The sequence below is a fragment of the Dickeya lacustris genome, assembly GCF_029635795.1.
Taxonomy (GTDB): Bacteria; Pseudomonadota; Gammaproteobacteria; order Enterobacterales; family Enterobacteriaceae; genus Dickeya; species Dickeya lacustris.
Map to the genome: position 1 here is coordinate 2483545 of NZ_CP114280.1, position 18944 is coordinate 2502488.

Genomic DNA, 18944 nt, shown 5'->3' on the forward strand with positions numbered 1-18944 from the left:
CCTTTCAACACGATTATCGAAAAAGGAAAGAGAGATGAAAAACGTCAAAACCCTGGCGATCGCCGCTGTACTGACCACCCTGTCATCTGGTTCATTTGCCGCACAGAGTGTTAACTACGCGCAGGCACAGCAGCTGGAAAAAATCGGTGCGGTATCCGCAACCGCCAACAGCCTGAGCACATTGCAGGATAAACTGGCAGAAAAAGCCCGCGCAGCAGGCGCGTCCGCTTATACCATCACTTACGCAGGCGGCGACGATACGCTGCACGGCAACGCCGTTATCTACAAATAACCGCGCATAACAGAATGCCCCTCAACCCCGGTGCCTGTGTCCCCCCCGGGGTGTTTTTATTTCAGGGTACGGCCTATTTCGCCGGGTCGTCATCACTGAACAAGTGTTCATAAACATGTTGCAGATGCTGCATCATACTCTGGCGTGCCCGCGCCGGATCTCGCGCCAGGATAGCCGCCGCAATCTCGGTATGATCCTGATTCATAATGCGAGGAACATCAGGGTCGGCATAGAGCGTTTCCAGCCGCACAAATCGGCTACTCTGGCGCTTGTTCCACAGGTATTCCATCATGTCCTGCAATACCTCATTGCCAGACATTTCGCTAATCAGCAGATGAAAGCGTTTATCTTCATGCAGAAACTGCGCATCGTTAACCTGCAAACGGCTCAATGCCTGAGCAAGCTCGGAGAGCGCCGCGCGTTGCTCGTCCGTGGCATGCTCCGCCGCCAGCTCGGCCATCATTGACTCATACACCTGACGCGCCTGAATAAACGCCCGCAGGCTGAACTCGTCTTCCGGCAGAGCTGCTCCCGGCACATCCGGCAGGGGGTCGTTAACGTAAATCCCATTACCGGTACGGATTTCTACCCAACCAGTAATCTCCAGCGCAATCAGCGCTTCACGAATTGATGAACGACTCACGCCCAACTGTTTTGCCAGTTCACGCTCTGAAGGCAGCAATTGCCCGGCAGTAAACTGCCCGTTTTTAATGCAGCTAATCAGCAAATTAGAGATTTGCCGATATAACCGCTCAACTTTTAGTGTGGGTAGCACCATATCCCCTCAGGCTCCCTGTCGGCCATTTGCCACGAAAAGCGGGTAAAATCACAACGTGCAGCTTACCATAGCTAACGGTGACATCTCTTCCTCATGCTCCGACCCTCTTGTCTCATGGTATAGGGCGTATTGCATCAGTGTTCAAAGAACATCGCGCTTTCCTCTTGAGTGACTTTTCTTTCAAAGGCATCAAGCTCAAAACGCTTACAGCAAACCCACTGCTGCGAGAATTCATCGCCCAACGTTTTTGTCAGGTAAGTATTTTTTTCAAATACGTCAATCGCGTGTTGCTGAAATAAAGGTAACTCAGGAACCGCCATCATCGCATCATCCAGCGACGTATCAGGGATATTCTCTAACCCATAGAGCATCCCACTGAGAATCGCAGCCATGACTAAATAAGGGTTTGCATCTGCGCCCGCCAGCCTGTATTCCATTCGACGATGATTACTGCCAGAGCAAGGAATACGTAACGCCGCATTTCGATTATTATATCCCCATGAGTTAAAAATAGGTTCATTGAGGCTCTTGCGTATTCGTCTAAAAGAATTCACATGCGGGGCAATTATCGCCATGGATGCGGGCATGAGGGTTAATAACCCTGCGATGCAGCGCTTCATGATATTATTCAATTCACTGTCGCCAGAATTGAATATATTGCCACCTAAAGAATCACTCAGGCTAATGTGAAAATGTAAACCGCTCCCTGAAGCAAAAGAAAAGGGTTTGGCCATAAAATTTGCCTGATATCCAAACTCTTTTGCCGCAATACCGGTCAGCCGACGTAATGCCAGGACTCGTTCACACACATCAACCACATGATGAGAATGGGGCAAGTTGAGTTCATACTGCCCGGGCTCGGCCTCACTGACTATTCCGGTGAGCGTAATATTCTGCTCTTCAGCGATATTTTCCAGCCTTTCGATAAATTGCCCGTGGCAAGAAGGCACCGCCATATGGAAGCACCCAGGCTCAGGCCGTGTCTGGCGGTCTTTATCGATTAAATAGAACTCAATTTCCGGCGCAATCACAGGATAAAAACCATAGCGCTGTAATTTACCGACAACCCGTTCAAGAATCCCTCTTGGCTCAAGAGAATAGACATTCCCTTTGGCATCTTTCATGGATAACAGCAGCTGTGCGTTATCTTTCGAACCATATGCACAGGGGCGTAATGTGCCAATAACCGGCAGGCATAACCTATCTGGTTCATCTGAAAAAATAGGGTCACGGGTTACAATATCGCCATCGCCACACATGGCGTAAACTGACTGGGGAAAATAACAGCCATCGGCAATCGATAGCAGAGAGTCAACAGATATTCTCTTGCCTCTAAAAACCCCATTCATATCGTTCAAATAAATATCGATATGTTTTGTTTCAGGATAACGTAAAAGATAATTTCTTACCTCTCGATGAAAATCCCTTAACAATGAACCGGCCATGAAATCAACAACACCACTATTACAAGCCGAACTTTCACTACCTTTACTAAAAGAAGAGAAACGCATTATATCGTTCATGATATTCTGTCAAAATGCCTGGCGGCGACAGGTAGAATTATAAGATTTCTATTTATTTTCGATATAAATAAAACATAAAAACATTACCTGATTGAATAAAAAATTCATCTATAAAATAAGTGCCAGACCATGCCATTCAGCACTCTGCTTTTAAATAAACGGCCTATAATCAATATTTATCATTGCGCTGCATTAGTGATCTAGATCACGGAAAACCAGCCACAGGTAGTGAATAGTTACATGGTCTGGTGGCCTGACCACCAGACCGATACGTGAAGAGGCAAACCGACGCCTCACGCTATCGTTTCAATGCCGTGGCTTTCACTTACCCATCCGCTTTAAAGGAGCGACTTTATGGAACACACCTGGCGCTGGTATGGCCCTAACGATCCGGTTTCACTGGATGATGCGCGCCAGGCAGGCGCAACCGGTATTGTCACCGCCCTGCACCATATCCCGAACGGCGAGGTATGGAGCATCGAAGAGATTAAGCAGCGCCAGGCATTGCTGGCTGAAAAAGGGCTAGTCTGGTCAGTGGTAGAAAGCGTGCCGGTACATGAAGCGATCAAAACCCAGACCGGCGATTATCGTCGTTATATTGCTAATTATCAGCAATCTCTGCGCAATCTCGGCGCCTGCGGTATTGATACCGTGTGCTACAACTTCATGCCGGTACTGGACTGGACGCGTACCGATCTGGAATATCCGCTGCCCGACGGCTCACGCGCCCTGCGTTTTGATTACATCGCGTTTGCCGCTTTTGAACTGCACATTCTGCAACGCCCCGGCGCACTGAGCGAATACAGTGATGATGAGCAGCGTCAGGCCGCTGCGTGTTTTGCCGCCATGACGGAGGCTGAAAAAGAGAAACTGACGCGCAACATCATTGCAGGCTTACCCGGCGCTGAAGAGGGGTACACCGTCGAGCAATTCCGCGCCCAGTTAGCGCAGTACGATGGCATCGACAAGGCCACACTGCGCGAACACATGGCGGAATTCCTGCGCGCCATTGTGCCGGTGGCAGAAGAGGCTGGCATCGTGCTGGCGGTTCACCCGGATGACCCGCCGCGCCCGATTCTTGGCCTGCCGCGTATCGTCTCCACCCTTGAAGATATGCAGTGGTTAAAAGAGACCGTAGACAGCATCCATAACGGCTTTACCATGTGTACCGGCTCTTACGGTGTGCGGGCGGATAACGACCTGGTGAAAATGATTGAAACCTTTGCCGATCGTATTCACTTCACCCATCTGCGCGCGACTTGTCGCGAAGCTAACCCGAAAAGTTTCCACGAAGCCGCCCATCTGAATGGCGATGTGGACATGGTAAAAGTGGTCAAAGCGATTCTGGCCGAAGAGCATCGTCGCCGTCAGCAGGGCAATAACCGTGCCATTCCGATGCGCCCCGACCATGGCCACCAGATGCTTGATGACCTGAAGAAAAAGACCAACCCGGGTTACTCGGCCATTGGTCGGTTAAAAGGGCTGGCTGAAGTGCGCGGCGTGGAGCTTGCCATCAAACAGACGTTTTTTAACGACTGAGCCACCGCCCACTTGAACGTTTGGCCTCCGCTGGTCAAACGTTCAACACAAACTTCTCTATCGCGTAGGCGACGCCGTCCTCGCTGTTATCACGGGTGACAAACTGGCTGATGGCTTTAACAGATTCAATCGCGTTACCCATCGCCACACCCAGCCCGGCAAATTCGATCATCGCCAAATCATTTTCCTGATCGCCCAACGCCATCACTTCATCGCGCTCAAGGCCAAGGTGCTGCGCCAGCATTTTTACCCCTTCGCCCTTATTGACGCGCTTATCCAGAATTTCCAGATAAAAAGGCGCGCTTTTCATGATGGTATAACGTGAGAAATCCGCCTGCGGAATACCGGCAATCGCCGCATCCAGGCGCTGCGGTTCATCTATCATCATTACTTTTGGGAAACGCAGTTGACTATCCATTTCCTCAACTGTGCGGTATTTAAGCGGCATTCCGGTCAAATGCGCCTCATGCACGGTATAGGCGCTGATATCTTTATTGGCGGTATACAGATAGTTGAAATCAAGCGCATGCAGATGCACACCCAACTCGCGCGATAATGCCTCAAAGTAGCGATAATCATCAAAACTCAATGTGGTTTGCGCCACGCACTCGCCATCACTGGTGCGCTGAACCAGTGCGCCGTTGTTTGTAATGCAATAATGCCCTTCGTGCTGTAACTGGAGTTCGCGCAGGTAACGCTCAACGCCGATAAACGGTCGCCCCGTGGCTAATGCGACATAAACGCCTTTCTCACGCGCGGCAGCCACCGCCTGTTTGACCGCCGGTGAAATGCGATTCTCCGGCGTCAGTAACGTGCCATCCATATCAATCGCAATCAATTTTATCGCCATGAAATTCCCCAATGATCTGACTAAACGCGGCTATCCTAACGCGATTAAACCGCATAAAACCAGAAAATCCACTGACGTGTCATCTGCATGTGATTAAAGAAACTTACGCTACGGTCGATGGTAATTTTGAATACAGTAAAAAAATAACCGTCTGTATCTGGCTGTATTTACTACCGCTGTTATTTTTATTTAATTCATTAATGAAGTTGTACAGTGGAGCGCTGCTATGCCTAACCCATTGGTTTCCTATACATCCTCTGAGATTGCATCCGTCAGTACCCTTGACAAACCAGCAGGGAAAAATGCCCTGTCTACACGGGCGCTGGTGCTCGTCACCACCGTCCTCATCATCACTCTGGGGTTTGCTATTACGATTGGTTTTTTACTGTGGCAATCCGGTCAGCAACATAAAGCCAGCGTACAAGATATCCTGGAGCAAACGGCGACAGCCAGCACCTATTCTGTGCAAAACCGCATTGACACCGCGCTGTTAGCCGCCCGCAGTCTGGCGCAAAGCGTTATCAGCCTGCGGGAATCCGGCACGCCGGATCGCGCCACCGCAGAGCAAATCCTGAAGAATGCGCTCAAAAGTCACCCGGAGCTTCTCTCCATGTCACTGGCTTTTGAGCCCAATACATTTGACGGCAAAGACGCACAGTTCGCCAGCCTGCCAGAGCAAGACCCGAAAGGCCGCTTCGTGCGCTATGTCGATCGCGATAACAATGGCCAGGTCGCCCTGCATAACCTGACCGATTACGAAACACCCGGTAGCGGTGATTACTACCTGTTGCCTCGCAAGCTGCAAAAAGAGGTGATTCTTGAGCCCTACAGCTATCCCTATAACGGGGTCGATGTGCTGCTGACGTCGATTGCCGTGCCAATCATGATTGACGGTAAATTCTATGGCTCCGTCACCGCCGACTTTTCGCTGGCGACGCTGCAAAAAATGGTCAATGAGATCAAACCGTTCGGTGGTGCCGGTTATGCCATGATGTTTTCTGCCAGCGGTAATTACATCGCCCACCCCGACGCCGGACGCATTACCAAAAAACTGGAAGGCGACCCCAAACTGCTGGAGAGCATTCAGTCAGGTACGCCGTTTACTTCCACACGAATGAGTTCGTTCACCCAAAAAGAGATGATGAATGCCTACCTGCCGATTAGCATCGGCAATACCGGCACGCCGTGGATGCTGGGCGTCACGGTGCCACAAGAGGTCATCCTCGCTCCGCTGGTCAGGCTGCGTTATATCGGCATTATCATGACGCTTATCAGCATTTTGGTGGTATCCGGGGTTATTGCCCTGATTTTTACCCGTAAAGTGCTGCGACCGGTCGGCGGTGAGCCCATCGCGGCGGCAAAAATTGCGCTGGCGGTCGCACAGGGTGATTTAACGCAGCACATTGTCGTGCCGCCGGGCGACACCCATAGCATCTTCTACGCCATGTCCGAGATGCAACAGCAGCTACGCAGTATTGTTGAGCAACTCATGAGCACCAGTGAGTCCGTTAGCCATGGCGCGGCTGAAATCTCGGCAGGCAATGTCGATTTAGCCTCCCGCACCGAGCAACAGGCCTCTGCGCTGGAAGAGACGGCGGCCAGCATGGAGCAGATAACCGCAACCGTGAAACAGAACGCGGATAACGCGCACAGCGCTACCCGTCTGACGCAAAATGCCGCGCATATTGCCCAGCGCGGTGACGAAATCGTCAGTCAGGTTGTGAACGTCATGAGCAGTATTGATGACAGCTCAAAGAAAATCAGCGAGATAACCAGCATCATCAGCAGTATCGCATTTCAGACCAATATTCTGGCGCTCAACGCAGCAGTTGAAGCGGCGCGCGCAGGCGAACAGGGGCGCGGTTTTGCCGTCGTCGCCGGAGAAGTGCGTAGCCTGGCGCAGCGCAGCGCCAACGCGGTCAAAGACATCACCGCCCTGATAGGCGAATCCGCCGAACGCGTAGGCCAGGGGGTCAGCATGGTGGAAAATGCCGGTAAAACCATGCGCGATATGTTATCGGCGGTCACATCGGTTAACGACATCATGAGCGAAATCGTCGCCGCCTCGGATGAACAATCCAAGGGCATCAGCCAGGTGACGCAGGCGGTGCATGAAATGGATGGCGTCACTCAACAAAACGCCGCGCTGGTTCAGCAGGCAACCGCAGCGGCCGCCTCACTTGAGGAGCAGGCGCGGCAGTTGGCCGAATTGGTACAGGTGTTCCGGGTGCATTAATTCCGGTGTCCATGCAAAAATTCCGGTGTCCATGTAAAGAGGCATAGCCAATGGCTATGCCTCTTATCAATGGTACGCTCACGTTCTTTACGTTATGCGGCTTATTCTTCATCATCACGCAGCGGCACAATCAGCATATCAATATGTACGGTATTGATAAGCTGGCGGGCAGAAGACATCAGTTTGCTCCAGAAATCCTGGTGATGACCACACAGCACCAAATCAACCTCATATTTACGGATAGCATCCACCAATACCTGCCCTAAATCACCGCTACCGCTTAAAGTCTGTGTAATGGGATAGCCCGCATTATCTGCCAGAGATTTCAACGCGCTCTGGGTTTCTTCAGAAATCCGTTGCTGCATATCCCCCAAATTGACATCAATAAGCCCGGTGTAAAGATCGGAGTAATTCACGTCAACATGGATCAAAGAGACTTTGGCATCATAAGGCCGCGCCATCGATACCGCTTTTTCCACTAACACTTTACTTTCCGGTGACAGATCAACCGCGATAAGAATGTGTTTGTAAGCCATGATAAGCTCCTTTCTTAATGACTACCTGATGGGTCAGCAGAGACTTCTCCTGCCAGTTCGACACTCTGTAGCGATGAATTAAGCATACCACCCACACTTTTCAGGGTTATGTTCAGCAGATCACAACGCTACATATTTTGTAACGGTTGTGCGAAGGCAGGCGACATCTCCCCCTGAAGCCTTCGCCAATTACGCCGATAAGACTCATAGAGGCGCAACATCCTGACCGTGTTTTACAGTGTAGTCGCGCTGTTAAAAAGTTCACCGCTTGCTGCTTGCGAAACGACTACCGGATCAAAAGAAATCGTGATGTTTAGCATTTTCAGCAAGCCTACGTGGAATGTGGCAAAAAACCCTGCGGCTCTTCTACAATAGAAATAAGACCGGGGAAAAATCCCGTCTTGAGACAGGGAAAAACAGGGAAAAGAAACAAAGCAATAAGCGGGACTCGCCAGTCTGGCGGCCCATCACATCGCGTAACTAACCTGTGGCATAACCCCCCACAGATGTGATGTCAGCAGGAGCCGACACATGAGAACATCTGATGGGTCATAATCCGGGAGGGGAGCATGATGATAAGTACAATTGCGCTTTTCTGGGCTTTATGTGTTGTCTGTGTAATCAATATGGCGCGATATTACTCCTCGCTGCGCGTGCTGTTGCTGATTTTGAGGGATTGTGATCCGCTGCTTTATCAGTATGTCGATGGCGCGGGTTTTTTCACCTCGCATGGTCAGCCCAGCAAGCAGTTACGGCTGGTTCGCTATATCTACGCACAACGTTATCTTGACCACCACGACCCTGCTTTTATCCGCCGCTGCGCGCGGGTTCGCGGTCAGTTTATTTTAACCTCAGCGTTATGCGGTCTGGTGGTCGTCAGCCTGATTGCTTTAGCCATCTGGCATTGAGCGAATAGCCGCCGGGTTATCCCACCCAATGCCTGATGATTGACGGTTGATGATTGATGGCTATAGCACCTGCGTATTACCGCGCGGGTGCCGGACAAAAGACTAAACATAAAAAAAGCGACCTCTCGGTCGCTTTTTCACATGAACAACGCCAAAACCGTTAAATCAGTTTCAGCGCCAGCCAAAATAGAGAATACCCGACATCACCATCGATACCGGCAGGGTAAACACCCACGCCAGTAAAATGCTTTTCACCGTCTTACTCTGTACGCCGCCACCATCAACAATCATGGTGCCAGCGACCGCCGAGGAAAGCACATGGGTGGTCGATACCGGCATACCGGTATAGCTGGCAATGCCAATCGATACCGCCGCTGTCATCTGCGCCGATACGCCCTGGGCATATGTCATGCCTTTCTTACCAATTTTCTCACCGATAGTGACGGCAACGCGTTTCCAGCCCACCATAGTGCCCAGAGACAATGCCAGTGCCACCGCCACAATAATCCAAATCGGCGCGTACTCAACGGTGTAGAGCAGATCGCCACGCAAATTATTCAGCAGGCGTTTATCATCGGCAGAGGTTTCAGGCAGCTTCGCCACTTTATCCAGCGTATCGGAAATACACATCAGTAAACGGCGGGCGCGGGCGCGATCGTCAGCGGGCAGTTCCTCATAGTGTTTAATGTTATTAAACAGCACCAAGGCCCTGTCGATCGCTATCATTGCGCGCGACGTATCGCAGTGAAAATCTGGCTTGTTCCCGGTAGCAGGAATAACCGTTTCCGGTGCCGGGATAACCGGTTGCGACAGGTCAATCACATGCGCCAGCGAAGCGTTATGAGATTGGTAATACGTCTGCAAGTTGGCCACGGCATCACGCGTGCGGCTGATATCATAGCCAGACGCATTCATATTGAGCATAAAACCGGCAGGCGCAACGCCAATTAACACCAGCATGATGAGGCCAATGCCTTTCTGACCATCGTTCGCACCGTGAGAGAAGCTCACCCCCACCGCAGAAAGAATCAACGCCGTACGCGTCCAGAAAGGCGGCTTGCGTTTGCCATCCTGCTTTTCACGTTCAGCAGGCGTCAAATGCACGCGCTGGCGTTTTTTATTGCCGCTCCAGTAGCGACGCAGCACATACACCGTCAACCCGGCAATCATCATCCCAACCACTGGCGACACCAGCAGCGAGAGGAAAATGCTGACAACCTTGGGTAAATTGAGTGCTTCCATTACCGAGGTATCGGTCATTAACGCATTGGTAAGACCAATGCCGATAATCGAACCAATCAAGGTATGGGAACTGGAAGCCGGTAAGCCGAAATACCAGGTACCAAGATTCCAGATGATTGCCGCCAGAAGCATAGAAAACACCATCGCCAGCCCATGCGCCGAGCTGACATTCAGCAGCAGATCGGTCGGCAACAAGTGTACGATGGCATAGGCGACACTCAGCCCCCCCAGCAGCACACCGAGAAAATTAAATACCCCGGCCATAACAACAGCCAGTTGAGCACGCATCGCGCGGGTATAAATAACGGTGGCTACCGCGTTGGCGGTATCGTGAAAGCCATTAATGGCTTCATAGAACAAAACGAAAAGCAGGGCGAGAACCAGCATCAGACCGGTGTGGAAATCAAGCCCGGCAAATAAATGTAGCATAAGTGTTAGGCCATGTAGTGGTCATGAACGCGGCGCATTATCGGCGACAAGCTGAAACGGGAAAAGCAAAATATGACTTTTTTTTGACTTAATTAACGCCAATTTTGCGTCAAAAAACCATTTATTTAATAAAAATCAACGTATTATTGTTTTCAATCAGCAAATTCTCTAATAAACCCACCGCCGGGCGCAGTCAGCCCCCGTGTCAGCAAGACGGGCATCGTCAGGCACCGTAACGCGCTCTCTGCCACTAACGCACTCTCTGCCACTCACCGGATGAGCAGTATATACTTAGCCGCGCGGTACAGCGCCTACCGCAGAATCACCGTCTGGCGGCTAATCAGGTCGGCATAGATGGCAGTATTGATGGCATGAATGGCGCAATAACCCCAGGAGAGTGATGTGGAACAGTTTGACGTTATCGTAATCGGAGCCGGAGCCGCCGGGCTATTCTGCGCCGCACAAGCCGGCCAGAAAGGGCTACGGGTTGCCTTGGTGGATAACGGCAAAAAACCGGGTCGCAAAATCCTGATGTCCGGCGGCGGACGCTGTAACTTCACCAACCTGTACACCGAGCCTGCCGCTTATGTGTCGCATAACCCGCATTTCTGCAAATCGGCGCTCGCCCGTTATACCCAGTGGGATTTCATCAGTCTGGTGAGTCGCCACGGTATCGCCTGGCATGAAAAAACCCTCGGCCAGCTGTTTTGCGATGAATCTGCCCAGCAAATCGTCGATATGTTGATAACAGAGTGTGAGGCAGGCAACGTCAAACTGCGCTTACGCAGCGAGGTCATCTCGGTAGAAAAAACAGACCAGTTTCAGATAACCCTCGCTCAAGGCCTGATGCAGGCACCGGCACTGGTGGTGGCAACTGGCGGTTTGTCGATGCCAGGGCTTGGGGCGTCGCCATTGGGTTATCAACTGGCGACACAGTTCGGCCTCAACGTATTGCCAACCCGCGCCGCGCTGGTGCCCTTTACGCTGCACAAACCGCTACTCGAGCAGTTACAAACCCTCTCCGGAGTCTCCGTGCCGGCCATCGTCAGCGCACACCATGGCACCACCTTTCGCGAAAACATTCTGTTTACCCATCGGGGGCTCTCTGGCCCGGCGATTTTACAAATCTCAAGTTACTGGCAACCGGGTGAGTTTGTCACCATCAACCTGCTCCCCGGCCTTGATCTCAGCGCCGCTTTAACCACTGAACGTCAGGCTCACCCAAACCAGAGCCTGAAAAATACGCTGGCGCAGTGGCTACCGAAACGGCTGGTGGAATGCCTGCAAGCACTGGGGCAATTACCGGAGGTGACGCTAAAACAACTCGGCCCATCGCAATTGGCCGAGGTGGAAACCACACTGCAACAGTGGCGGGTACAACCTAACGGCACCGAAGGGTATCGCACCGCCGAAGTGACGCTGGGCGGCGTGGACACGCGCGACCTCTCCTCCAAAACCCTGGAAGCGCGCAACGTGCCGGGGCTCTATTTTATTGGCGAAGTCGTGGATGTTACCGGCTGGCTGGGCGGCTATAACTTCCAGTGGGCCTGGAGCTCTGCCTGGGCCTGCGCGCAGGCGCTGGGGTAATCGGCACGCCCCAAGATGGCAGGCTGGAGCCTTATGCTCCGGTGCGGGTGAATATCCTCAAAGGATGGCTTGCGGTATAACCGTCAGTACGCTTGTACCAAAATAACAAAGCCGCCCTGAGGCGGCCATTGTTGCTCAATATCACGCAGGCTTATCGCCATCGCGTTATCAGTTATAGATTTCAGCGACGCCGCGCAGTTGGTTGTCGTTGCCGGTGGCTGAGATAATGCGAAATGATTTGGCACCCGCTGCCGTGGCTTTTTCAGACAAGCTGGCCTGCAAACCATCCAACGTATTCGCGCTAGCGCTGACGGTGCCAATGCTCTCACGGGCAGACTGCTGAACTTCGGTTGCGGCCAGTGTGCCAAAAGAAACGGTAGCAAGTGCGATAACTGCAACAATATTTTTGATAGCTTTCATGGTTAATATCCTTCACATTAAATTTGGTTTTTTCTTTGCTGAAAGCGTCATCGCTTTCGATGGAAGTGATAATAGACCTGTTAGCTCCGCGTTAAAACCGGGTTTATTTGCTCACATTATTCAAAAAATATGATAAATAATCCATCTCTACGGAGGTGATTTCGCACCAAAGATTGCCACCGCATCAGGGCTGCCCGGCCTGCCTGACGGTCATCGGCAGTGACGACACGGGCAGGCACCCGGTTTCACCAGGTGCCGGGTGCGCAGCCTGGATGACCTCCGGGTGAGAGAGCAAATACTCCATCACAATGCGGCGGATCTCCGCTTGTTGCGCCGGGCTAAAGACATGGCTGTCTGTGGGCGGGTACGGCGCGATAGCCGGTACAGACCACGATACAGCCAACAATAGCGCTCCTGAAACCAGCCTGATGATGTTCACCACACCTCCTCCCAGCAAGGCTATCTGCTATGGCAGGCTCACTCCCCCAATGAATGAACCTGCCGCACAGCAGATAACAAGACTCTGGCCGTTATTCCGGCCACCTGTCGCGACGGAGATAACCCGCGCACCCAAGCAGGCTACGCAACGGCGAGTAAATTTGCCGTAAAAGCAAATTATCACCGTGTAAAATTGGTATAAAACATGGCCGCCGCCAGCACAGGCACCGGGTGCATCGACACCCGGCGGATAACTTATGAGGCAGCAGACTGGGCGGGGGTGCCACAATCCGGGCAGTAATGGTAAAACGCGTTTTTACGCAACCCGCAGGCCGAACACGTCGAAAGCAACTGCAAACCACAGTGCATACAAAATGCCGGTGTCGCGCCGTTTTGCATAATTAATGGCCGGTCACACCCTGGGCCCTGGTTGCGCGACAGCGCCGTCAATGCCGCCTCATAGTGAATGGATTCTTTACGCGCCTCCTGCGAAGCTTCCTGCTCCTGCTTTTTTCGCTCCAGATAGCGCTGCAAGCCGCGCAACAGCGCTCGCCCGCCAAAATAGGTTAAAACCACACCGACGCCATAACGAATGTAACCGCCAAAACTGGGCAGATAAGGCACCAGCTCGACAAAGAAGCCGAACAGGGCAAACAGAATAAAACCCCAGACAAACGGCCACTGACTGCTCTTCCGGTAACGGCGAAACAGCCACAGTGCAGCAATCAGCAACGGGCCAATAAACGCCAGACGGATGAAGAACGCCTGCAATTCTGCCGAGCGCAGCGCCTGTGCGTAACGCTCATCCGCCTCACTGTGAATGAGGTTGATAGCGCGTGTCATCGGCGCTAATTGTGTGCGCAATTGGCTTTGCTGTCGCTGCAACTCGGCCAGTTGCCCATCTAACTGACGCTGCAACGTGAGCAGGCGATCGAGCTCGCGATTGCGCGTTATCACTTCCGGGTTCTGGTCAGACTGTTCGGTACTGCTGCGGGTGGCGCGCCAGTTATCGAAACTGGCCTTGGCTTTGGCGTAATCACTGGCGGCCATTTCGCGCGCCTCTTGCTTATCCGCCAGCGCCGTCGTCAGTTTTTCCTGCTCCTCCTGAAGCGGTGCCATGCGGTTTTTTTCCGCTTCCAGCGCACTTTTATCAATAAACTGGCTGCGCTGCGGCGCTTGTGTGAACGAAGGCAGGTCTTCGAGCAAACCGGCGCTGATCATCACCAGAAAATAGGCAAATAGCAGCGCAATGGCCCATTGCCCGGTTCGAATCAACCGCTCAGGCCCACGTAACTGTTTGAATGTTCTCATTGCTATCCTTTTTATCTCAGCGATAGGTAAAAAACCGCGCATCAACGATGAATAAAACGCCAGCGCGGAACGCAGCGGATATACACCAGCTCCGCCAGCAACTCCACCAGCGTTTGTGTCACGACCACCGCCGGGATCACCGGCAACGCATTCGGTAATGCCAGCGCCAGCGGCAGAATAATCAGCGCATTACGCGTTGCCGCGCTAAACACCAGTGCCCGGCCTGCGGGCGCCGCTAACGCAAAACAACGCGCCATTAGCCAGCCCAGCGCCGGGGCAGTCAAGGCAAAGACCACATACACCGGCAATGCCTGTGCAGCAACGGCCCCCGCCTGCGCGAGTTGCGGCACGACAAATGCCACTATCAACGCCAACACCAGTGCCATAGCCGGGACTGGGCATAGCGCCAACCCCGCTGCCAGCCGCGCGACGGCTCGATACCGGTTCGCACAACGCTGCACCCAGCAGGCCAGCAACAACGGCAGCGCCATCAATACGCTAAACGCCTGCAAAAATGGCGTGATATCGAGGGTTATCGCCAACAGCTGCGGCACCACCACAGGCAACCACAATGGCAGCGCCAGCATTTGCACCAACAGCAGCAATGGCGTCGTCGCCAACAACAACCGCGAGTCAGCGCTCCCCTGGTGAGAGAACGCCACCACGTAATCCACACAAGGGCAGAGCAAAACAATAGCAACACCGGTCGCGACCAGCGCTTCCATTGGCCACAGGCGTACTAATGCCGCCACCAACAGCGGGACAACCATAAAATTCGTCACCAATAACGCCAGCAAAAACCGCCGTTGTCTTAGCGCTCGCAATACATCATCCAACGGCAATTGTAAAAATGTGACGAACAGCATGCCTGCCATTGCCGGGTTGAGCCATAACACCGTCGTGCCGCCGGATGGCCGCCACCAGGCGTATAGCGCCGCGCATAACATACTGAGCAGATAGAGCGGCGTTTGATGCCGTTCTAACCTAATGGCCCAATGAGAAAACCTATCGGACATGCCATCTCCTGAGAATAAGATGCGCCTGACTTTGCGCTTTCAACCCCGGTCACACATGCGGGATAACACAATGGCGCAAGCGCCATACCGGGCTAAAATCACACGCCAAAATAATAACAGCTGAAAAATAGTTACAGGCTGCAAAACATCCTGCGATTCTTACATAGAAAAAGGATGTTTCCTGCCGCCGTGCTGACTTAGCCTTATGCACCATGTAGCGACGACGTCATAACGAGTCACAACGACAAGTGGCATCCGCCGCCGACATCCCCACTCTGAGGATTCATCATGCTCTCTACACGCAAGCAAAAAATCATGACGCGCATCGCAGCCGGGCTATTTTTGTCCGCGCTGCCATTATTCAGCGCTCAGGCGCAAACCAGCGCTGACTGGCAACTGGAAAAGGTGGTTGAGATTAGCCGCCACGGTGTGCGGCCGCCCACAGAAGGCAACATGAAGACCATTCAGGCGGGCACCGGGCGCGAGTGGCCGCAATGGCTGACCCGCTACGGCGAGCTCACCGGCCATGGCTACGCGGCGGCGGTACACAAAGGTCAGTATGAAGGTAGCTATCTGCGTCAGCACGGCCTGCTGACACAACACTGCCCACAGCCCGGCGACGTGTTTGTCTGGGCAAGCCCGTTGCAGCGCACGCAGGAAACCGCGATGGCGTTAATGGATGGCGTGTTTCCCGGCTGCGGCGTTACGATTCAAGGCCCGGCCAGCGAAAAACAGGATACGCTATTTCATGCGGAAGCCGCCGGCGTGACGCTCGACCAGGCACAGGTCAAAGCCGCGCTCGAACATGCCATGCAGGGCCAAAGCGCGCGCCAGATACAAACCTCGCTACAACCGGTTATCGACAAGCTGAAACAGGCGGTCTGCCTGCCGAATACCGCCTGCCCAGCCTTTGAAACCGAATGGGCCATCAAAGAGAGCAAGAAGGGCAACATCTCGCTACACGGCCCGGAAACACTGGCGAACATGGCCGAAACTATCCGGCTGGCCTATAGCAACAACAACCCACTCAGCCAGGTCGCTTTTGGTCAGGCGCGCAGCGCCGCCGAGGTGAGCGCCCTGATGACGATGGCGACTATCCAGTATGATTTCACTAACGATTTACCCTACGTTGCCCGCCGGGGAGCCTCAACGCTGATGCACCAAATTGCACTGGCGCTGGCTCCTGACCATCAGGCTGACGCACCGCCCGAGGCCAAATGGCTGCTGTATGTTGCTCATGACACCAATATTGCCAAATTGCGCGCCATGCTGGGTTTCACCTGGCAACAAGGCGATTATCCGCGCGGTAATATTCCGCCGGCGGGCAGCCTGATTTTCGAGCGCTGGCGGAACCTGCAATCCGGCCAGCGCTTCCTGCGACTCTACTTTCAGGCGCAATCGCTCGACCAAATCCGCAACCTTGAGCCGCTGGACAGCCAACATCCGCCGCTGCGCAGTGAGTTTTCTTTCGAGGGATGCGAGAAAACAGAAATCGGCACGGTATGCCCGCTGGATGCCGCGCTAAAACGGCTGAACGACGCTGTGGATAACAGCGCGCTGTTACCGGTGCAATACTCAAAGTAAGCCGCGAACACGCGAAGGCGACCTGAGCAAATACACGGGCAGCGCGCCTGCCCGTGTGTCATCGTTATCCCTCCCCGGCGACCACATGCGGCGGGCACACAGCGAATGCGGTCGTCAGGATGATCAGGATGACAGCCGCGACGGGTTAAGCGACGGCAGGTTAAATTGCCGTTGCGCCGTAAAACAGACGCGCTTATTTCAGCGTATGGGTGCGTGATGATAGCCACGGCGCGGGCAACGCATTGGCCAGCAGGAACAGTAAGCCCAGTAACGTCAGAATAATTATCAAACCATTATGGCCATACCACTGCATCAGTGCGCCGCTCATCAGTGGCCCGCTAAAACTGCCGACCCCCCATAACACACCAAACAGCGCATTAATCGCGACCAAATCCACGCCCTGAAACTGCTTACCGGCTCTCACCAGCGACAGGGTATAAATACTGCCCGCCACCGCACCCAGCCAGAACACATTCACCCATACCCAACCCGTACCATAACTGAGCGGCAACCCCACCAGCATCAGCACAAAAAGAGCGCCACAGTAGCGGTGTACCTGCGCCGTACCAAACTTGTCGGAAAGCCAGCCGATAGGCACCTGAAGCAGCGTATCACCAATAAATAATACCGTTACCAGCAACACCGCCAGGCTCTCCTCATAGCCATACGACATACCGTATAGCGGCAGCATCGCCAGCACAGCGCCATCGAAGAAAGCAAATGCGAACACTGCCATCGCCAATGCCGGCGCAGCCAGCAGCAGAGAAAACAGGTTGCGCTGGCGATGGGCGTTGAACGTCATCCGTGCAAAAGAAGCGCCGGGCAACATCAACAGGCAACCAACATGCAGCGCCAGAATCAGCCATAGCCCAATCGGGTTATCCAGCCCTGTCAGCGAAATCATCAACGGCCCAAGCAATTGCAAACCGGTAAAGGCGGTAGCGTAAATCCCGACTAATACGCCACGCCGATGTTCCGCCGTATAACCGCTCACCCAGGTTTCTCCCATGACGATGATAAGGCCACAGCAAAACCCCATCACAAATCGCGGCAGCACCAGCCCTGGCAGGCTGTCGAGATAAAAAGAGAGCGCCAGACTGATTCCCATCCCCAGGGTTGACAGTGCAAGTAACCGCCCGGCGGGCAGGCGTGCTGCCACCGGTGCTGCCACCCATGAAGACACAAACACGCCAATCGCCGGTAACGCAGACATCACCCCGGTTAACGCGGTGCCATACCCCAACGCCGTTAATTTCAATGTCACCAGCGGGATTGAATACCCCTGAGCCAGCCCAACCAGCGAGGCGCTGGTCATCACTGCCATCATTGCCATTCGATAGGCCAAGCGAGATCCCGACATCTTTTCTCCTGTGAGTAATCAGCCCCGTTAAATCGGCTTTGAATTATCAGCATTATTATTGCCTGCACGAGGTTTTTTAACGGTCTTAAGTCTCTCTTAATGCTCCCTCGCTAGTATGGCAGCATCGTAAATTGCCTTATGGCTAACCAGAGAAATCTTACGGTCTGGACATACCTGACGAGCGATAAGCGCCATAAAACGCGGCTATCCACATACCTGCCTGCTAAGGCTATTCGGGAGCACAAAATGGGTTTTTATCAACAATTACAATCCGCTACCTTGCCATCGCAACAACTGATTCTCACCTCTCCGGTGGTTCACGCCTGCCGCCAGAGAACGCTGACTGAAAATGTGTATATCGCTTTTCTGACGCAGGCTTACTATTACGCCAGTTATACGGCATCGCTGCTGATGGCTGCCGGAAGCCGCCTTCCCCCTCACCAAACCTGGCTGCGCCGGGCGATTAGCGACTACATTCAGGTGGAATACGGCCACAAAGCCTGGATAATCAACGACATTTTGGCGTGTGGCGGAGAAACAGCGTTCCTGCATCGCCATGCGCCGCCACGCCACACCGACCTGATGGCCGCCTACCTTTATGAGCAAATCCAGCATAACCCGATGAGCATTTTCGGCCTGGTACACGTACTTGAAGGCAGCGATATGCACATTGCGCCAGAACTGGCCGAACAGGTAGAAAGCGAGCTGGGTTTACCAGCCAGCGCCATGACGTACCTGCGATCACACCGCGCCTCCAACGATGCGCATCTCAGCTTTTTTGCAACGCTGATGGACAACATCCGTGATGGTGGCGACAAACACGCCATTATTCATACCGCTCACGTGGTCTATCCGCTGTACAGCAATATGCTGCACAGCCTCACGGAGCACTAAA

Annotated in this window: 16 protein-coding genes and 1 pseudogene; 7 read left to right on the forward strand and 10 right to left on the reverse strand. The window is 53.3% G+C overall.

What is annotated here, in order from left to right; translation table 11 throughout:
- The first annotated feature begins 34 nt into the window (after positions 1-34).
- Positions 35-292 (forward strand): multiple stress resistance protein BhsA, encoded by a 258-nt coding sequence (gene bhsA / locus O1Q98_RS11280; protein ID WP_125261171.1) that lies wholly within the window; start codon positions 35-37, stop codon positions 290-292.
- Between the two features lie 73 nt (positions 293-365).
- Here bhsA (O1Q98_RS11280) and O1Q98_RS11285 read toward each other — a convergent pair whose 3' ends face one another.
- Together O1Q98_RS11285 and O1Q98_RS11290 are read right to left on the reverse strand one after the other, a co-directional pair.
- Positions 366-1070 carry a FadR/GntR family transcriptional regulator gene (locus O1Q98_RS11285; RefSeq protein WP_125261172.1) on the reverse strand — a complete coding sequence of 235 codons (705 nt, stop codon included), beginning with the start codon at positions 1068-1070 and terminating at the stop codon, positions 366-368.
- Positions 1071-1204: 134 nt separating this feature from the next.
- Complete coding sequence (locus O1Q98_RS11290; RefSeq protein WP_125261173.1) at positions 1205-2593, reverse strand: glutamine synthetase family protein; 1389 nt, start codon at positions 2591-2593, stop codon at positions 1205-1207.
- A gap of 354 nt (positions 2594-2947) precedes the next feature.
- Here O1Q98_RS11290 and uxuA point away from each other — a divergent pair, with 354 nt between their 5' ends.
- Complete coding sequence (gene uxuA / locus O1Q98_RS11295) at positions 2948-4132, forward strand: mannonate dehydratase (protein ID WP_125261174.1); 1185 nt, start codon at positions 2948-2950, stop codon at positions 4130-4132.
- Positions 4133-4166: 34 nt separating this feature from the next.
- On the opposite strand, the gene yidA is transcribed toward uxuA, so the two are convergent.
- Entirely contained in the window at positions 4167-4982 is an 816-nt protein-coding gene (gene yidA, locus O1Q98_RS11300; RefSeq protein WP_035345209.1) for a sugar-phosphatase, read from the reverse strand.
- A gap of 226 nt (positions 4983-5208) precedes the next feature.
- Here yidA and O1Q98_RS11305 point away from each other — a divergent pair, with 226 nt between their 5' ends.
- Positions 5209-7218, forward strand: coding sequence for a methyl-accepting chemotaxis protein (locus O1Q98_RS11305; RefSeq protein WP_035345211.1), 2010 nt, complete (start codon positions 5209-5211; stop codon positions 7216-7218).
- A 101-nt stretch (positions 7219-7319) separates the two neighbouring features.
- Here O1Q98_RS11305 and uspA read toward each other — a convergent pair whose 3' ends face one another.
- Positions 7320-7754 carry a universal stress protein UspA gene (gene uspA / locus O1Q98_RS11310; RefSeq protein WP_125261175.1) on the reverse strand — a complete coding sequence of 145 codons (435 nt, stop codon included), beginning with the start codon at positions 7752-7754 and terminating at the stop codon, positions 7320-7322.
- A 572-nt stretch (positions 7755-8326) separates the two neighbouring features.
- On the opposite strand from uspA, the gene uspB reads away from it, so the two are divergent.
- On the forward strand, positions 8327-8662 hold the full coding sequence (uspB, locus tag O1Q98_RS11315) for a universal stress protein UspB (protein ID WP_125261222.1): 336 nt from the start codon (positions 8327-8329) through the stop codon (positions 8660-8662).
- A 160-nt stretch (positions 8663-8822) separates the two neighbouring features.
- Here uspB and pitA read toward each other — a convergent pair.
- Positions 8823-10333, reverse strand: a pseudogene (gene pitA / locus O1Q98_RS11320) (inorganic phosphate transporter PitA).
- Between the two features lie 402 nt (positions 10334-10735).
- Here pitA and O1Q98_RS11325 point away from each other — a divergent pair.
- On the forward strand, positions 10736-11920 hold the full coding sequence (locus O1Q98_RS11325) for a BaiN/RdsA family NAD(P)/FAD-dependent oxidoreductase (protein ID WP_125261177.1): 1185 nt from the start codon (positions 10736-10738) through the stop codon (positions 11918-11920).
- A 168-nt stretch (positions 11921-12088) separates the two neighbouring features.
- On the opposite strand, the gene bhsA (O1Q98_RS11330) is transcribed toward O1Q98_RS11325, so the two are convergent.
- From bhsA (O1Q98_RS11330) to O1Q98_RS11345, 4 genes are all read right to left on the reverse strand, one after another.
- Positions 12089-12340: a multiple stress resistance protein BhsA gene (gene bhsA, locus O1Q98_RS11330; protein ID WP_125261178.1), complete on the reverse strand. Its 252-nt coding sequence runs from the start codon at positions 12338-12340 to the stop codon at positions 12089-12091.
- Positions 12341-12524: 184 nt separating this feature from the next.
- A complete protein-coding gene (locus O1Q98_RS11335) occupies positions 12525-12779 on the reverse strand; it encodes a hypothetical protein (RefSeq protein WP_125261179.1) in 255 nt (84 codons plus the stop codon).
- Between the two features lie 254 nt (positions 12780-13033).
- Positions 13034-14089, reverse strand: a complete 1056-nt coding sequence (locus O1Q98_RS11340; protein WP_125261180.1) for a zinc ribbon domain-containing protein — start codon at positions 14087-14089, stop codon at positions 13034-13036.
- 41 nt (positions 14090-14130) lie between these two features.
- Positions 14131-15105: an arsenic resistance protein gene (locus tag O1Q98_RS11345; protein ID WP_125261181.1), complete on the reverse strand. Its 975-nt coding sequence runs from the start codon at positions 15103-15105 to the stop codon at positions 14131-14133.
- Between the two features lie 315 nt (positions 15106-15420).
- On the opposite strand from O1Q98_RS11345, the gene O1Q98_RS11350 reads away from it, so the two are divergent.
- Positions 15421-16689, forward strand: coding sequence for a histidine-type phosphatase (locus O1Q98_RS11350; protein WP_423201721.1), 1269 nt, complete (start codon positions 15421-15423; stop codon positions 16687-16689).
- A gap of 193 nt (positions 16690-16882) precedes the next feature.
- Here O1Q98_RS11350 and O1Q98_RS11355 read toward each other — a convergent pair whose 3' ends face one another.
- The gene (locus tag O1Q98_RS11355) at positions 16883-18049 is read right to left on the reverse strand and encodes an MFS transporter (protein WP_125261183.1); all 1167 of its coding nucleotides are present in this window, start codon (positions 18047-18049) and stop codon (positions 16883-16885) included.
- Positions 18050-18295: 246 nt separating this feature from the next.
- Between O1Q98_RS11355 and O1Q98_RS11360 the strand changes: the two genes are divergently transcribed.
- The gene (locus O1Q98_RS11360) at positions 18296-18943 is read left to right on the forward strand and encodes an iron-containing redox enzyme family protein (protein ID WP_125261184.1); all 648 of its coding nucleotides are present in this window, start codon (positions 18296-18298) and stop codon (positions 18941-18943) included.
- Position 18944 lies beyond the last annotated feature (1 nt).

What these genes read in the sequence shown, in the direction of transcription:
- O1Q98_RS11340 (WP_125261180.1), bottom strand. Translation starts at nt 14,089, where the DNA reads ATGAGAACATTCAAACAGTTACGTGGGCCTGAGCGGTTGATTCGAACC.
- uxuA (WP_125261174.1), top strand. Translation starts at nt 2,948, where the DNA reads ATGGAACACACCTGGCGCTGGTATGGCCCTAACGATCCGGTTTCACTG.
- uspB (WP_125261222.1), top strand. Translation starts at nt 8,327, where the DNA reads ATGATAAGTACAATTGCGCTTTTCTGGGCTTTATGTGTTGTCTGTGTA.
- O1Q98_RS11360 (WP_125261184.1), top strand. Translation starts at nt 18,296, where the DNA reads ATGGGTTTTTATCAACAATTACAATCCGCTACCTTGCCATCGCAACAA.
- bhsA (WP_125261171.1), top strand. Translation starts at nt 35, where the DNA reads ATGAAAAACGTCAAAACCCTGGCGATCGCCGCTGTACTGACCACCCTG.
- O1Q98_RS11285 (WP_125261172.1), bottom strand. Translation starts at nt 1,070, where the DNA reads ATGGTGCTACCCACACTAAAAGTTGAGCGGTTATATCGGCAAATCTCT.
- O1Q98_RS11355 (WP_125261183.1), bottom strand. Translation starts at nt 18,049, where the DNA reads ATGTCGGGATCTCGCTTGGCCTATCGAATGGCAATGATGGCAGTGATG.
- O1Q98_RS11345 (WP_125261181.1), bottom strand. Translation starts at nt 15,105, where the DNA reads ATGTCCGATAGGTTTTCTCATTGGGCCATTAGGTTAGAACGGCATCAA.
- O1Q98_RS11290 (WP_125261173.1), bottom strand. Translation starts at nt 2,593, where the DNA reads ATGAACGATATAATGCGTTTCTCTTCTTTTAGTAAAGGTAGTGAAAGT.
- O1Q98_RS11350 (WP_423201721.1), top strand. Translation starts at nt 15,421, where the DNA reads ATGACGCGCATCGCAGCCGGGCTATTTTTGTCCGCGCTGCCATTATTC.
- yidA (WP_035345209.1), bottom strand. Translation starts at nt 4,982, where the DNA reads ATGGCGATAAAATTGATTGCGATTGATATGGATGGCACGTTACTGACG.
- O1Q98_RS11305 (WP_035345211.1), top strand. Translation starts at nt 5,209, where the DNA reads ATGCCTAACCCATTGGTTTCCTATACATCCTCTGAGATTGCATCCGTC.
- uspA (WP_125261175.1), bottom strand. Translation starts at nt 7,754, where the DNA reads ATGGCTTACAAACACATTCTTATCGCGGTTGATCTGTCACCGGAAAGT.
- bhsA (WP_125261178.1), bottom strand. Translation starts at nt 12,340, where the DNA reads ATGAAAGCTATCAAAAATATTGTTGCAGTTATCGCACTTGCTACCGTT.